The sequence below is a fragment of the Flavobacterium lacisediminis genome, from assembly GCF_025909975.1.
In the GTDB taxonomy this organism is placed as follows: domain Bacteria; phylum Bacteroidota; class Bacteroidia; order Flavobacteriales; family Flavobacteriaceae; genus Flavobacterium; species Flavobacterium lacisediminis.
The window spans coordinates 1-15,203 of sequence record NZ_JAPCIO010000013.1 but is presented as its reverse complement, the minus strand read 5'-3'; the positions used below and the strand labels follow the sequence as shown (position 1 = coordinate 15,203).

General features: G+C 29.0%; 14 protein-coding genes and 1 pseudogene. 1 reads left to right on the top strand and 14 read right to left on the bottom strand.

The genetic code is table 11. The features are described 5' to 3' along the window. Positions 1 to 2: 2 nt before the first annotated feature. The 7 genes from OJ995_RS13030 to OJ995_RS13000 form a co-directional block, all read right to left on the bottom strand. Positions 3 to 692, bottom strand: a complete 690-nt coding sequence (locus tag OJ995_RS13030) for a TIR domain-containing protein (protein ID WP_264369833.1) — start codon at positions 690 to 692, stop codon at positions 3 to 5. Further along, positions 692 to 1,267: a TIR domain-containing protein gene (locus tag OJ995_RS13025; protein WP_264369832.1), complete on the bottom strand. Its 576-nt coding sequence runs from the start codon at positions 1,265 to 1,267 to the stop codon at positions 692 to 694. The genes OJ995_RS13030 and OJ995_RS13025 overlap by 1 nt, the downstream gene beginning before the upstream one ends. Positions 1,268 to 1,269: 2 nt before the next feature. Next, the gene (locus tag OJ995_RS13020; RefSeq protein WP_264369831.1) at positions 1,270 to 2,700 is read right to left on the bottom strand and encodes an SIR2 family protein; all 1,431 of its coding nucleotides are present in this window, start codon (positions 2,698 to 2,700) and stop codon (positions 1,270 to 1,272) included. Between the two features lie 53 nt (positions 2,701 to 2,753). Then, complete coding sequence (locus tag OJ995_RS13015; protein WP_264369830.1) at positions 2,754 to 3,506, bottom strand: abortive infection family protein; 753 nt, start codon at positions 3,504 to 3,506, stop codon at positions 2,754 to 2,756. Between the two features lie 86 nt (positions 3,507 to 3,592). Further along, entirely contained in the window at positions 3,593 to 5,131 is a 1,539-nt protein-coding gene (locus OJ995_RS13010) for an RNA-directed DNA polymerase (protein ID WP_264369829.1), read from the bottom strand. Between the two features lie 4 nt (positions 5,132 to 5,135). After that, positions 5,136 to 6,293, bottom strand: coding sequence for a restriction endonuclease subunit S (locus OJ995_RS13005; protein WP_264369828.1), 1,158 nt, complete (start codon positions 6,291 to 6,293; stop codon positions 5,136 to 5,138). Beyond that, a complete protein-coding gene (locus OJ995_RS13000) occupies positions 6,277 to 7,845 on the bottom strand; it encodes a type I restriction-modification system subunit M (RefSeq protein ID WP_264369827.1) in 1,569 nt (522 codons plus the stop codon). The genes OJ995_RS13005 and OJ995_RS13000 overlap by 17 nt, the downstream gene beginning before the upstream one ends. Before the next feature lie 472 nt (positions 7,846 to 8,317). On the opposite strand from OJ995_RS13000, the gene OJ995_RS12995 reads away from it, so the two are divergent. Further along, entirely contained in the window at positions 8,318 to 8,845 is a 528-nt protein-coding gene (locus OJ995_RS12995; RefSeq protein WP_264369826.1) for a hypothetical protein, read from the top strand. 2 nt (positions 8,846 to 8,847) lie between these two features. Here the strand turns inward: OJ995_RS12995 and OJ995_RS12990 are convergent, their stop codons facing one another. The 7 genes and pseudogenes from OJ995_RS12990 to OJ995_RS12960 form a co-directional block, all read right to left on the bottom strand. Beyond that, a complete protein-coding gene (locus OJ995_RS12990; protein WP_264369825.1) occupies positions 8,848 to 9,468 on the bottom strand; it encodes a BfmA/BtgA family mobilization protein in 621 nt (206 codons plus the stop codon). 163 nt (positions 9,469 to 9,631) lie between these two features. Continuing rightward, entirely contained in the window at positions 9,632 to 10,468 is an 837-nt protein-coding gene (locus OJ995_RS12985; protein WP_264369824.1) for a DUF8464 domain-containing protein, read from the bottom strand. Between the two features lie 217 nt (positions 10,469 to 10,685). After that, complete coding sequence (locus OJ995_RS12980) at positions 10,686 to 11,879, bottom strand: virulence-associated E family protein (protein ID WP_264369823.1); 1,194 nt, start codon at positions 11,877 to 11,879, stop codon at positions 10,686 to 10,688. A gap of 128 nt (positions 11,880 to 12,007) precedes the next feature. Next, positions 12,008 to 12,313, bottom strand: a complete 306-nt coding sequence (locus OJ995_RS12975; RefSeq protein WP_264369822.1) for a DUF3853 family protein — start codon at positions 12,311 to 12,313, stop codon at positions 12,008 to 12,010. A gap of 192 nt (positions 12,314 to 12,505) precedes the next feature. Then, a complete protein-coding gene (locus OJ995_RS12970; protein WP_264369821.1) occupies positions 12,506 to 13,486 on the bottom strand; it encodes a hypothetical protein in 981 nt (326 codons plus the stop codon). Positions 13,487 to 13,488: 2 nt separating this feature from the next. Continuing rightward, positions 13,489 to 14,775 (bottom strand): site-specific integrase, encoded by a 1,287-nt coding sequence (locus OJ995_RS12965; RefSeq protein WP_264369820.1) that lies wholly within the window; start codon positions 14,773 to 14,775, stop codon positions 13,489 to 13,491. Between the two features lie 134 nt (positions 14,776 to 14,909). Further along, positions 14,910 to 15,203: pseudogene (locus tag OJ995_RS12960) on the bottom strand (hypothetical protein); the annotation flags it as partial.

Genomic DNA, 15,203 nt, shown 5'->3' with positions numbered 1-15,203 from the left:
AATTATTTGATGGTTTTAGTGATATTATATTGATCTTTATTGTCTCTCAACTCAATAGCTTTATTTAAATAATAATTAGGTGAGATTTTAAATTCTTCCCATTTAACGGATTTTATATATGAAAAATCACCATGATATACAATTGTACCATTTGAACATAATCTTGTTTCACTCTCTTTTTTATTAAACATATTATCTCTTAAAATTTGAAATAAAAAAGGAGTATTATAACTTGTACAATTGCAAACACTATTATGTGTTAGATAGTATTCATAACTTCCAAATTCATCCGGAAGAACTATAGCTAAAATTCCATTTGACAAACTAGTGCGGCCAGATCTAGTATATTCCTTCAAAGAATAAGAAATTTCCCAAGGAATCCATTGGTCTATTTCCGCTTGCCAAATATGTTTCATTCCTTTTGAGACAAGTACTATTGTAATACTACTATCATAAATTTTATCTCGTAATGTAGAAGCAATATACTCATCTGAAAAATTCGCAAGGCTTTGTCCATCGTTTTCCCCTTTGTAAATATGGTCTTCACTTGATAATATCCCTGCTAATTCATTAACATAATGCCTTGCTTTTGTTTGAACTTTTTGTTTACCCCAAAAAGTATCTTCATATACATTTAAATCTTCAACATAAGTATCTTCATACTTATACGAAACAAATATTTTTCTTCCCATTATTTTACCCAATTAGAAAAATTATTATAACCATTATTATCTATCCAATCATAAATTTCAAATGCTTCAGATAGTCGATGAATTTTACCAATAAGTTCTTTATCTACTTCTTTTACATTCCAACCTTCAAGGTCAGGATATTTAATCCATTTATTATTTATGAAATCATGTAAATTGACTTTTTTTCCATCATCACTAAACGAAACACCTAAATAATATAATGGATTCTCACCTAGAGGTTTAGTTTTTTGATCTTTTCCTTTAATAGAATTGATATGCACACAAAAAATATGATTACCCACTTCTAGGCTTTTCATAATTTCATATGAAACCCATCTTCTATTAAATGTTTCACTTCCCACTAAAATACATGTATTACTTGTGTTTTTTAAACCACTATTTATAAGTCTTTTCAAGGCTAAATCACTAGTTTTCTTAGCATCTTCCCAAATCGAAGAGTCAAAAAAACCAGCTGATTGTCTATCTGGTTTTGTTAACCAGTGATTCCTAACCACATTAGCTCTAAAATCAATTACATCTTGATAATGAAAACTAAAGAATACCCTTTTAGCCATACCTACTTTAATATTTTATCGATAATATTTAAAATTTGATTAACAGATTTATCCAAATCATCTTTGTCTAACTGTAGTTTAGATATATCTTCAATTAATTGTTTGGAAATTCTATGTTTTTCGAGTTCATTAAATATTTCTTTAGACATATAACCAGTGTAATAAATAGGAATAGGAAATAATCCTTTTTCTAATGCAATCAAAAACTCCCTTTTAACTCCGCCAGCATTTTCAGTGCCTTTTCCTTTACCTTCATCTTTATTTCCAAAAACAAATATTATTATTCCAGCTCTTGAAATCATTTGATGGCGATACTCTTCCCATAATTGTTTTAAATCTTTTCCGCCTGAAGGAAATTGAGGAAATGGTTTTATAATTAACTGATTTTCAGAATATTTTTTAGGATTAGAATATACAGCATCTAAAGCTCCATTTATTACGGCACTTCCAACTCCTAATCCAAAACCGTTTACAACATTTAAATTCTTCTTTATTAATTCTTTTGAAAGTAAATGAATAAATTGTTGTGCCTCTAATGGTGTAAAATCTCCGTATTCTATTGCGCTACCAGAAATGAAAACAGAATGAGAATTGTATCTTCTTTCTATTTCAGCTAAAATTTGAGTAATGTCTGAATAATCATCAATTAAAATTGTCGTAATTCCATATCTTTTTAATTCTGAAATAAATAATTGTTGCTTTCTTAGATTATAATCTAGTTCTGCTTGATCTTGTTTAAAATCATTCAAGTTATACTTTTTGAGAAGACAATAATGTTCCCTTTCTTTAGTTTTATACTTGAAATTTAATCTACTTAAAACATGGTCAATGTTTGGATCAGCGAAACTAAAACCAATAAACAAAAAAGTTTTTGAGATTAATTCTCCACTTAAAGTTGTGATAAATGCTTCATGTGTACTATAATAACCCTCATAATCTTCCTTTGTGAGAATTGCATCACTAGGAAAACCTACATCGCCATGCATTTTATATAATACTAAGTCTGCTTTTGGTTTGTTTTGAAATAATTGTTTAACACAATGCTTAACATCAACAATTTTGTTAAACTTATTATAAGTATCTTCAATTAAATTATCATAATTAGTTGTCCATATTGTATTGTAAGGAAGGCGAGCAATTATTCTATGATTTTCAGTTTCCTCAACTTCTTCTATAAATTCTTCAAGTATTTTTTTATTTATTCTAGCTCGTCCATTAGAATTTACATGATATTGGGCAATAGATAACAAATCATACTCTTTGTGAATGTCTAAATGTAATGACTCCGCGATGTCAGTCAACAAGCCTTTCCAGTCAACATAACCAGCACCACGAGAAATACCAGCACCAATAAAAATTGATGCATGCCCACTTCTCAAATCTTTGACATAATCATTTATAAAAGCATTGATTTCAGGTTTATTAATATCCATAAATTTTGTATTTTTAATTTTAACTTTTACCATCTTGCAAAGAGTTACCTTGTTTACAAGATATTCTTTTTCTCAGAATAACTCTTAAACAAAAAAATAGCCATTGAACCAGCTAAATTCACAGCAAGTTCACTATGTCTAATACTTGGTTTTATATTCGTTTTACCTTTTCCATGAGCATCTCCTAATTTATTTCGTAATGCTCCTAAGCCTGTAACAACACTATTAACTCCTCCCAATATTTGTTTAAATATTCCTTCATTATGAAGTTCAGGAGCTAGATTTAAGGACTTTGCTACTTCTTTGTATAATACAGGAAGGTCTGCACCGTCATTATAAATAATAGATTGATCATCAAGAATATGTTTCAATACACTTTCGATTAAAGTTCTGGCAGCTGTGATTGCTCCTTCTGGATCACTTCCCTTTCTTTCAATTGCTTTTTGCCACAATTCATGAATATGTATTTCATCAAAAACAATTATTTCATTTAAAGGAGAAATATTTCCCGTTTCAAGATGAGAAAGTAAATCATTAAATTCACTCCAAATAAACTCTCTTCTTTCCTGATATGTACTGTAACGAGCTTTTATAAAAGTCCAAAACTGATCTATTGTACGATTATTGTTTAACCACTTTGGTAATAAATGAGAAATGGATTTATTATCTAACAATTTTAATCTACATTTAGCAAAAGTATCTTTATCAAAATTGTCTCCAGTAGCACGCATTATTAAATGATCTTGAAAGTATTGAGCTAATTCAAAATCATTTAAAGAATCTATATGTTTTAATTCATCATTCATATAACCAATTCATTTCTAATATTAACTGTCGTAATTTTTACCAATAACAACACCTTTAATTCCTTTAGTTTACAGCTTTATTTAATTTAAGAAAACAATTTATCATAGTCACCAAGTTCATTTATTTCTGATTCTGAAAAACTAACCTCTAACTTTTCCAGCTTATCAACGTCTATTATCGAAGTACTTTCAATTAGTTTTTTTATTTTGATATTTAACCAATCGGAATTCCAAATAGGCATCTCATTACCAATAACTTTTTCACATAGTTTACCTGAATATGAAAGGTCTTTGTCTATATTAAGTGTTAACCTTTGTAACCAAACATCTAAATAATTTGTATTTGGTAATTGCTCAAACTTTTTACGAATTTTAGTTATTATATCTTTTTGATATTGAACATCTTCAATTTTAGTTATTAAAAAACTAATAGAACCTGTTACAAGGGGATATAAACGAGGATTATTATATGCCAAATTAATTAGAATACTTATTAATACATCTGGATGGTTAATTGCTTTATTTTCTTCTGAGTCATTTTCTTTTATTGAATCTTCTCGTCTTTTAAGCCAATCTAAAAAATGCTTAACTTCTTTGTATAAAGTGCCAGAATTAGGAAAGTGTTCTCCTAAAACATACAATTGTAATAACCATTTTTGAATATTTTCAGTTTTTCTTTTGTTATAAATCCAATGTATTTTGTCGGGTTTAATCGCTCCTAAAACTAAATCGTTATTAGAAATGGTTTTACCATTATTAACTTTAAAATTCAATCCCGATAGTACCTCGGATAATTCTTTGGCTATTTCGGCAGATTGCTGTTCGTTTTTTGTAAAAATTCTGTAATCATCTCTATACCTGATAATTTTGTAATCAGTAATATCTTTTTCATTAAGTCTTTCTGTAAGAAGCAAATCACCATAACCCAAAACTATTTCTGCTATAAAATCCATTAAAACAGAACCTTGTGGTATTCCGTTAGTTTGTCCATTGGACATATCTTGTATTCCCCAATCAATTACGTTACCTATAAACTCCTGTTTATTTCGGTTTTCAGACTTTTTAGCATCCTCTTTTCCATGAAGTGCCCAAACAATACTATGTGTATATAATGCTCCGTAACAATCTGTAATATCTAAATGCAAAACATGATTATATTCTAACGCCATTAAAATTGAACGTTGTTCTACATTCTGCCACCATTCATAAATTTGATTTTCTTTAGCAGATTTTTCCTTATTTTCGGTTACTGGCAAACTATGACACTCAATTTTTGTATTTTCAGAAAAAAGTTTAAATCGATTAACTATAGTTCCCCAATTATTTTCTTCTGTTATATTATGAACTAGATTAACATAAATTGCTGGATGTATTAATTGAAATGGTCTCCATGATAATTTGCCATCTTTATTGTTTAGAATTTTATAATTTACATCATCTAAATCTCTAACCTTGATAGCTGTTCCTAAATCTTTTTTTAAATCTTTATTTAGTAGTTCTTTATCTAAATTTTCTAATAAACCTTGAAAAATAAAGTACTCAGGTAATTCCACAGAAAAATAGTTTTCTTCTTTCAAGAAAAACTCTTTGGCGTCGTTATATGTTAAATCTAATATCGTTTTCATATTTCTAATTCTCAACCCTCGTCATCTTTGCCAATAACAATTCCTTTAATTCCTCTAGCTTTCGATTTTCTATCCCTTTTAAACCTATCATGCCAAAAATTGGTTTAACTTTTTCCTCAATTTTGGTTACGAAATCAAAGCCAGGATATTTAATTTCAAAATTTCTCAAATCGCCTAAAAGTAAGTTTGATTGAGTTGACCCACCTGCTAATTCAATAATTTCGTTTAAATGAAATTTTAAAAGCAGATACAAGTAATGAGTTTTTGACATATCAGATTTAGGTTTTAAAATGGCTACACTTTTCTGAAAAGTTGTTCGATTTGTTTCTTGAAAGTCCTTTACTATCGCCATTCTACCTATTGTACCTGCATTTGTTAGTAAAATATCACCTGGTTTTAAATCGGTTCTTCTGTGTGTTTCCTCAAAATCTATTTTTGTTATTTGTCTTGCGTTAGTATAAATTATATCTCCATTGATAATATCTTTCACACTAATAAAATAATAACCTGAATTTATTTCATCAACACTATCACCATGTTTACCGTCTGTAATTAAAGAGCAAAGATCACCGAGTGTTCTAATCTCAAATTTATTATCTTCAAAATCTACAAACCATTGCTTATATATCGTTTGTGCCGTTTCTTCTAGTTTGCAAATCAATTGGTTGTTTAGTGCAATACGGTTTTGAATGGCGTTGTATTCTCTAACTATTTCTTGTTGTTTCTCTATAGATGGAATTGGCAACATACAATCACATAAAGCATCCCAATCAAATCCTCCTCTAATGGCACTATCACATTTAAAATCTGCGTATCTATCAAATTCACTTCTTCTAAACCACATCATCAAGTATTCTGGATTCAGTTCCTTTTTATCATTTACTTCAAAAACAGTGTAGGCAGGAGAAACCAAAACAGGGTCATCATCCGTTTTTAAAACCACAGGAAATTTATGAACTCGAATCACTGACATAAAGTCGCATGAAAATTGCCATTTATTCACAACTTTGTAGACACTCATATCAGTTCCAACAATGTTGGAAGTTGAAACTCTAAATTCTTTGGTCATACTAAGACCAACTAAATTTGAAACTTTCAAATCTCTGTTTCTATTTTCAACTTTATGAATGTAATCGCCTAAACGCTTATAATTCGATGGCATAACCTAATTCTTTAAATACGGTTAATAAATCGTTTTTCGATTGCGCTTCTGCTTTCAATAGTTCGGCAAACTCGGTTTGTAAACCTTTCATTTTATCTTCAAAATCGATGTTTTCATCACGGTTCACAAACGTTATGTACTTACTTGGCACCAACGAAAAGTCTTTCGCTACAATTTCATCAATAGAAGCGGCATAACAAAACTCAGGTACGTCTTGGTATTTGGTTAAGTTGGTTTGCCAATTATGGTAGGCCTCGGTGATTTCAATAATATTTTCGTCTGAAAATTGGGTGTATTTTTTCTCAAAAGGAATGCCTTTTTCTCTTAAATCTAAAAATAGAATTTCGTGCTGTCTGTCACGGTAGTTTCTAACAGCATCAGGTAATTGAACCGTTCTGGCTTTTTTATTTTTATTCAAAATCCAAAGCGTAACCGAAATATCTGTGGTATAAAACATATTTCTCGGTAAAATTACAATAGCTTCTACCAAGTCGTTTTCAATTAGTTTTCTACGAATTTTATATTCTTCGCCACCACCAGAAAGCGCACCATTAGCTAAGATAAAACCTGCTACACCATTTTCAGAAAGTTTTGCCACCATGTTTAATATCCAAGCGTAATTGGCATTACTGGTTGGTGGCACATCGTAACCTCTCCAACGTGGATCGTCTGTTAGTTCATCGCTAGCACGCCAATCTTTTTGGTTAAAAGGTGGGTTCGCCATGATGAAGTCGGCTTTTAAATCAGGGTGTTGGTCTTTTCCAAACGTATCAGCAGGAACATCACCTAGATTGGCAGCAATACCTCTAATGGCTAAGTTCATTTTAGCAAGTTTATAAGTCGTAGCTGTATATTCTTGTCCGTAAATGGAAATTTCTTTTTTGTTTCCGTGGTGGTTTTCAATAAACTTAATACTTTGCACAAACATCCCACCCGAACCACAAGCAGGGTCATAAATAACGCCTTTGTAAGGTTCAATCATTTCAGCGATTAGGTTTACAATGCTTTTAGGGGTGTAGAATTCGCCTTTCCCTTTTCCTTCAGCTAAGGCAAACTTACTTAGGAAATACTCATAAACACGACCCACAATGTCTTGCTGTTTGTCTTTTATGGTGTCAATGTTGTTGATGGTATCTAACAAAGCCGCAAGCTTACTCACGTCCATATTCAAACGAGAGAAGTAATTATCAGGCAAAGCACCTTTCAAAGCGGGATTGTTTTTTTCTATGGTGTGTAAAGCGGTATCAATTTTTAAAGCAATATCCGCTTGTTTAGAATTTTCAATTATAAATGACCAACGTGATTCTTCTGGCAAGTAAAAGATATTTGACATATTGTAGAATTCCTTCATCTCTAGGAATTTCTCTTTATTGTCGGCAATTAACTCTTTTCTGCGCTCTTCAAATTTATCACTAGCAAATTTTAAGAAAATCAAACCTAATACTACGTGCTTATACTCAGATGATTCCACGGTGCCACGCAATTTATTTGCGGAATCCCATAGTGTTTCTTCGATGCTTTTTTCTTTTTTTACTTTAACTGCTTTTGCCATTCTTTGCTTTATTTTTCTTATAAACCTCAAATCTACTAATTAAAATCAAGATTTCATACCCGTAAAAATACCTGATTTTCAAACCAGGTATTTTTACGGGGGTACCTTCGGGAGCTAAAGTAAATAAAGGGATTGAGATAAAAATGTGGAAAACCGTAAAAGGTTATAAAAAAAATTAGTCCGCAGATTTGAATTTTTTTGGCTTAATATTTTTTATTTTTTTATTGTTGAAAAAGAAAGATAAATCTTTCAAAAGAATTGGATTAGAATTCTTAAATTTACATCAGAAAATATTTTTAATCGCGTAAGCTGTTAAATTGGAACACGGAAAACTAGGAATCTTCTGCAAAACATCCAAATTTAATAGGCTTACGCCTGTGCAAAATACTTGCGTGGGCGTAGTCTTCTGGATGTTGGGTCTCCTAGTACCTCTGTGTCGGTTGGCTAATGTCTCACGCTTTTTTTGGCACTTATGAAAGAAAAAACAACAAAAAAAAGCAGTACAACTGCTTTTCAAAAAATTCTAAACTACTTATTGTTTCAAGACTTTACTCCTCCTGACTTTAGTTCTGGGTATACTAATCTGTCAGAAAGTTTTATTGAAAATAACAAAACAGGAACATCAACAGAAGACATTCTGAATTCAAAATTAATTGACATATTTAAAATTCAGTTACTTAATCTGAACTATGAGGATAGAGGCGAAATCATTGATACCATATTAGATGATAAAAATAGTTATGATGTTTTATTGTTTTTATTTACTATGGAAATAGAAAAACATTTCAAAAATAAACCTGATAACATTCAAGCTGAATTCTTAAAAATGTTGCTCTATTATCAGTCAGACAACCAATTAAATACGCTGATTCTTATCTATTTCAGATTATATTTCGTTGATTTATTCGAAACAAAGTTTTCAAAAAGTTCTCAAATTTCGGAACAAGAATATGAATCTGTTTTGAAAATTTATATAACAAAAAAAATCCAGTTTGAATAAATTTATTTTAAAGAAATTAATTCCAAAAAATCACTTTCACTCATATCGAAAACAATTTTATTTTTTGAACCAAATGTTGATTTTTCAATTGAATATAATTTACCAAACTTTAAAAATTTATTCTGAATTCGAGCGTTTTCAAGTGTGATTTGGTCATATTTTTTATTTAATTCCATGTAGCTCTTACGGTGCTCTGTTAATTTATTTTCATATTTTTCAGTAAGTTGTTTTGTGATTTTTTCTTCAATTTCTTTTTGGATTTCAGAGTTGTTTTCTGAAGGTTTTCTATACGCTTCTGATAGCAATATTCTCTTTCTAATATCTCTTAAATCTGAAGTTATTTCAGTCGATAAAATACGGTATATTGGGTCAATTTTTATTTTTTCAATGTTACGAACAATTGCAATAACTCGATTATTATCTGAATTAAATTCAATCATTTTTTCTTCTAATTTTTTTAAAAGTCCACCAAAACTTTGTTTTGGATTTACAGGATTTGTTTCAAAAAAATACATCATATCGTCAATTAAATGGATGTTGGTTTTGTAACCAAATCTGTTTTGTAATGTTACCCATCTGTCTGCTAGAGTTCCTGATAAACGGATGTCTTTATTTTGTGTCATTTTTTTCATTTCCGTAGTGTTAAATATTTGATTATAAATTAATTAAATTATATTTCCGTATTATTTCCGTAAGATTTAAAAAACTAACGTCGTATTTACTGGTAGAATGGAGTGTTAACTCCGTTCCGTCTTGCTTATTCAAGACATACTTTTAAAATCCTATTTAAAGCCATTCATTTAAGTCTTTGAAATCTTTATAAAATACTCTACTATCTTTTGCATTTTTAAATTTTTCTTGAGTTGATTTTGTATACAAATCTCCAGCTGCATCATTATCAAAATACAATTCAATTTCTTCATAGTTTGATAAAATTTCATCACATCGATTTATCAATGCTATTGAATTAAGAATTAAAAAATCAGAATCAGATTTAAACTTGTTTATGAACGATAAGTAATCAAAAAAACCTTCAAAAATTCTTAATTTGTTTTTATAACCTTTTACCATTAAAGAAATATCTTTTTTTCCAATACAAATCTTTGCATATTTGGAACGAATTTCGAATCCATTACTTCTGTTTTGAAATCCTATTCCGAAATATTTTTTTCCATTTACTTCATAATAGACTTCTTTTAAATTTGATTCGATTTCGTAATGATAAATTTTTCTGTTTTCTAAATATTCTTTCAAAGCAAAATGTTGTATTTCAACTACTTTAATTATGTTTACTTTAGTTTTAGCTTCACTAAAATTGGATGCAATATTTTTTTGCTTTTGAAAAGAAAAAATAGATTCATCTGAATAGTTTTCTAAGAACTTTAAAACTTCTGGAATCGAATAATTGAATTTAATTGCAATAAAATCAATAATGTTCCCGCCCCTTTGTAAACTATGATCAAACCATCTGTTAATTTTAGTATTGATTTTAAAAGAAGGTGTTTTTTCTTCGTGTAGAGGACTGGAATACCAAAGATCAAATCCAATAGTTTTTGATGGTGTATAATTCATTTTTTGCAACACTAATTCTAGTGGAATTTGCTTCGCTTTTTCTATATTCATTTTTAGTTTTATCTAAGTATTTGCCATTTTTACTTACCTACTTACCTAAACCAGTAAATTCAAGTGTTCGCAACATTTTTATAAATTACCTAATACTTACCTACCTACCTGAGTTTTTTAGGTAAGTATAGGTAGGTTAATTTATATATACTTACCTTAAAAAAAGTCATATTCTATAAGGGTTTAGGTAAGTAGGTAAGTTAGGTAAGTACATTTTCTAATTATTCATTATTTCAACTGGACTAATATTGAACTTTGGCTTTGCCAAGTAGCCATATACTTGCTTTTGAGGATGTTTTATCCTAGAAAATTTGAAACCACTCAGTGCCTTACCAATTTTCTCTCTGCTCAGTTTTAATCCCAATGGAATTAGTTTTGTCATGATTTCTGTTGATGTATTGAAATAGATTAAATTCTCCGTTTTTTCGAAGTATTTAATTACCATTTCTTGCTCAATTGTCAGACTAGTATATTTCTCATTTCTCTTTTCATTATCAATGATATCTTGCTGCGTTAATTCCGGTTCAAAATTCTTGTCATGATATGCTAAATAGTAAGCTTGTGACCAGACATCGTCCATGTCAATTTCTTTAGAGTAATTAAAATCGATTCTTCCGATAACATCAAAAATTATCCATCGAACCGAGCCAGTTTCATCTGTAAGGAAATCGACCATATTTGTTGAACCAACGAATGAGCAAATACGAGGTAAATTTTCAGCTCTGCGTTCGTATGGAAGTCGTTCGTTAATGAAAACCTTACTGATTAGAGATTTTAAGTAGTTTACTTCAGTTTTTCCAATTACTGATAATTCCTCCAGGTTAATAATTAGGTTCTTGCACATCTTAACCCGAGAATCCTTGTCGGTTCCAATATCTTCAGCAATGTAATTAGACAGCTTTTTTGGAATGAATTTTTGAAAATATGTTGATTTTCCAGCGTGTTGGTCACCATTTGCAAGAACAAGGCAATGTTTGTTTATTTTATCTTTTTCAAAAGCACAAATAACCGCTCTCGCAAACCATTTTTTCAAATGATAGGCAAATGCTTCATCATCATTAGTTTTTACATAAGAAGCAAGCTTTTTGATGTAATCAACTTGATTATTCCATTTTGGCAACTCTAAAAAATATTCTTTGATGGGATCATATCGTTCAATAAGGTTCGACTTGATTAATATTTCGAGCTTATTGTAATTGGTTTCAATGTTATTCCTGGTTAACTCAATTAAGAGTGAATTAAGGTTTAACGACTCCCAATTATCATTTCCATTGATATTTATCTCATAATCCAAAGAAATGGTATTGAACCGAATTCTATATTTAGAATTGATGTATTTGATAATTCTATCAAATATGGTATTTGATGCAATATCAGACTGATACAGCACATTTTGTGATTTGTTTTTCATACAATAAAAGAATTATTGTATATTTGCAATGCAGATATACAAAGAGATTACAAAGTATAAGCACGATTGAACGGCGAATTCAATTGTGCTTTTGTTTTTTAAAGAAGTTTGATTTCAATAAGACCAAATTACTTTCTCCCACCCTTTTCAACTTTTGCAAGTTTCATGGCTAAATCCGCATCAACAATAATTTTTCTACCAATTTGAGTAATTGCAGCATCAATCTTTTTGCTTTTTTTCAAACGATTTGCAGTTGGTTTACTACACCCAAACAATGTTGCAATTCCTTTTATACCGTAAACATATTTTTTTGATTGAGTATTTTGGTCTGTATTAATTGGTGTAATCTCGTTAGAGGTTTTATTATTGATAAATAAAAACTCTTCTGTAGTTAACTGAAAAAGTGGCTTTTTTAATAATTCTTGAATTTCCATAATATTAAACTGTTGTATTAAACAATAGCCTTGTACAGAGGCTTTCGATGTTCGAACAGTGTAAAATTATATTCAAAAAAAAGGGGAAATGTGGGGATTTGAAAAAAAAATATTTTTCAAAATACTGATTTTCAGTGTTTTGAAAAATATTTTTAATTTAAGAAGGGGATTTGAAAAATTATGATACTTTATTTACTCATTTTTTAATATTTCATTCAATTCATCGACAAAATGAATAGCTTCTGAAACCTCTTTTCTTTTATTATACTCTACTTGATTGGACTTCTTATTAAAAGAATCTATAAGCTCTAAATTATTCAAAATTTCATCTCTCCATTCTTTTTCATCATTTAAATCAACTTTTTCAGCCAATTTTTTAATTAAATGGCAAACATATATTATTTTTCCTTTTCTAATTTTTAAATCTCCTTTTTTACTAGAAAGATTCAAATAGTTATAAAAAATCTTACTTGTTGTACTCTCAAAATATTTATCATTACATAGTTTAAAAATTTTATATGTAATCCCCATATTTAAGTATTCTTTAACTTGAAAATCATTTAATCCATCATCTTTATATGAATTCAAAATACTTAAAAAAGAAATACTTAAAATACTAATTTCAGAAAATTTATTATTGATATATGGCAAAACAAAATATAAGATATGCTCTCTTTTTTTATGTAACGTATCTAATTCTTCATTTTCCCGATCATATAGCTGCTTCTTGTAAATGTACTCTTCCCAAATAGGGTCATGTTCATTTTCTTCTGCCTTTTTAAAAAACCTATCCCCTAAATTACCTCTGCTTAACCAATAATCTTTAAATAAAACATCAACTTCTTTTTGTTTTAAACTAATATTTTCATCAAAGCAACTTGATTTTATTCCACATAATTTATTAACGTCAAGAGAATCAAAAAGTTCTTTATTTCCTTCATATAGTTTGACATTTTCATTCAAAACAATCTTAAAAGCATTAAATTTTGATTGAAAATTTAATGCTTCACTACTTTCAAATAAAACCATCTCTAACTTTTTTATATCTTTAATTTCTTCAAAAAAATTAATTACTATTTCTTGTTCATCAAAACCATAAAGTCCAGTTTCAATAAACTTTGCATAAATTGAATTAACTTCTCTAAACGAGGTTATATAAGTGCTTAACTCCATACCTAAGTGAGATTAAACTTTTTCATTTCATTAGCCTTTAACTCATTAATAACATCAATATAAGGTTTCATTGATTTATAATCTGAGTGTCCAGTCCACTTCATCACAATTTGAATGGGAATCCCAATGGAAAGTGCATAGCAAATAAATGTTCGTCTCCCTGCATGTGTACTCAAAAGTTCATATTTTGGTGTAACTGTGTCAATTCTTTTCGCTCCTATGTAGTAAGTTTCATGTATAGATTCATCGAAACCCACAAGCTCAGCCAGTTCTTTAATGTAATCATTCATTTTTTGATTACTAATTACAGGAAGAGCGTTGTCATTTTTAAACGGCACATCTTTATATTTATTTAGAATTGCACTAGAATAATCATTTAAGTCAATAAATAAGCTATCACCGGTCTTAACAGTTGTGATTTCGATGTGATTGTTTTTAATATTACTTTTTTTTAAATTATATACGTCTGAATAACGAAGGGAACTATAACAACAAAAAATGAATACATCCCTAACTCTTTCTAAATATTTTTTTTGTTCGGGAATGACAAATTCCCGAAGGCTTTTTAATTCATCTGGTGTCAGAAAAATTACTTTTTTTGCAACAATTCTTATATTTGGCTTAAACTTTTCAAAAGCATTTAAACGATTATATCCTTTCTCATAAGCCCAACGAAGAAACCACTTAAGAAAGCCTAATTGCTTTAAAATTGAAGTATTTCTCATTTTCTTGATTTCACCAAGATATAATATATAATTATTCAATCCATTTTCATCAAAATACTCAAATGTTAAATCTGATTTAAAAGTAGATAAGTGAACCTTAACACTTTCAAACTTTTGCAAAGTAGATTTTGCCCAATTTTTTTGTCTACCATTCACATTCTTAAATTCATCATATGCAATTATAAAATCATTTTTAGATGATCTGATGGATTCATTAGACTTTGATTTATTTAATTCAACAAATTCTTTTTTTAATATTTCTACAGTAGGATTAATGTTTTTAGTTTCAAAAACTTTAAAAATATCTTGAATTTGAGTATAATACTTTTGAAGGTCGCTATTAATATCAGATGCATTTTGCTTTAATTTATTAATACATCCATTTTTTACTTTCTGTTTTTCAAAATCCCATTTAGCAACATCAATACGATAACCAGTTGAAAAATCAATCCTGTTATTAGAAAAAATAACTCTCATACGAATTGGAACATTATCAATAATAGGAATACCATCTTTCTTCCTATTCTCTAATGAGAAAATTATATTACGCTTAATATTTGCCATAATTGGGTGTGAAAAAATTACACCCAAATTTACACCCAGATTTTGAGTTATGCAATAATATTTTGTGATATTTTAATTAATTATAAAAAACTAATAACCTGCTAATTAACAGGTTATTGAGTGTTTTTGAATTTTTATGATACCATAGGTGATAGAGTCTCCGACTCCACTAAAGTGGACAACTCTATATTTTTGTAGATTTGTTCACTTTTTTTATTTTCTAAAATACTGTTAATCAACATTATAACTCGCAAAACTTCGTTAATTCTTTGAGTTCGACATTTTTTTCCGTCAAAATAGATTTTTTCAGGAAATATCGAACTTAATAAAGCTTTTTTATCTCCTACGGAGCCATTTTTATAAAAGTTATTTAGATTACCTAAAACTGAAATACCTGACTTTAACCATTTACCATATGTAAGATCAGT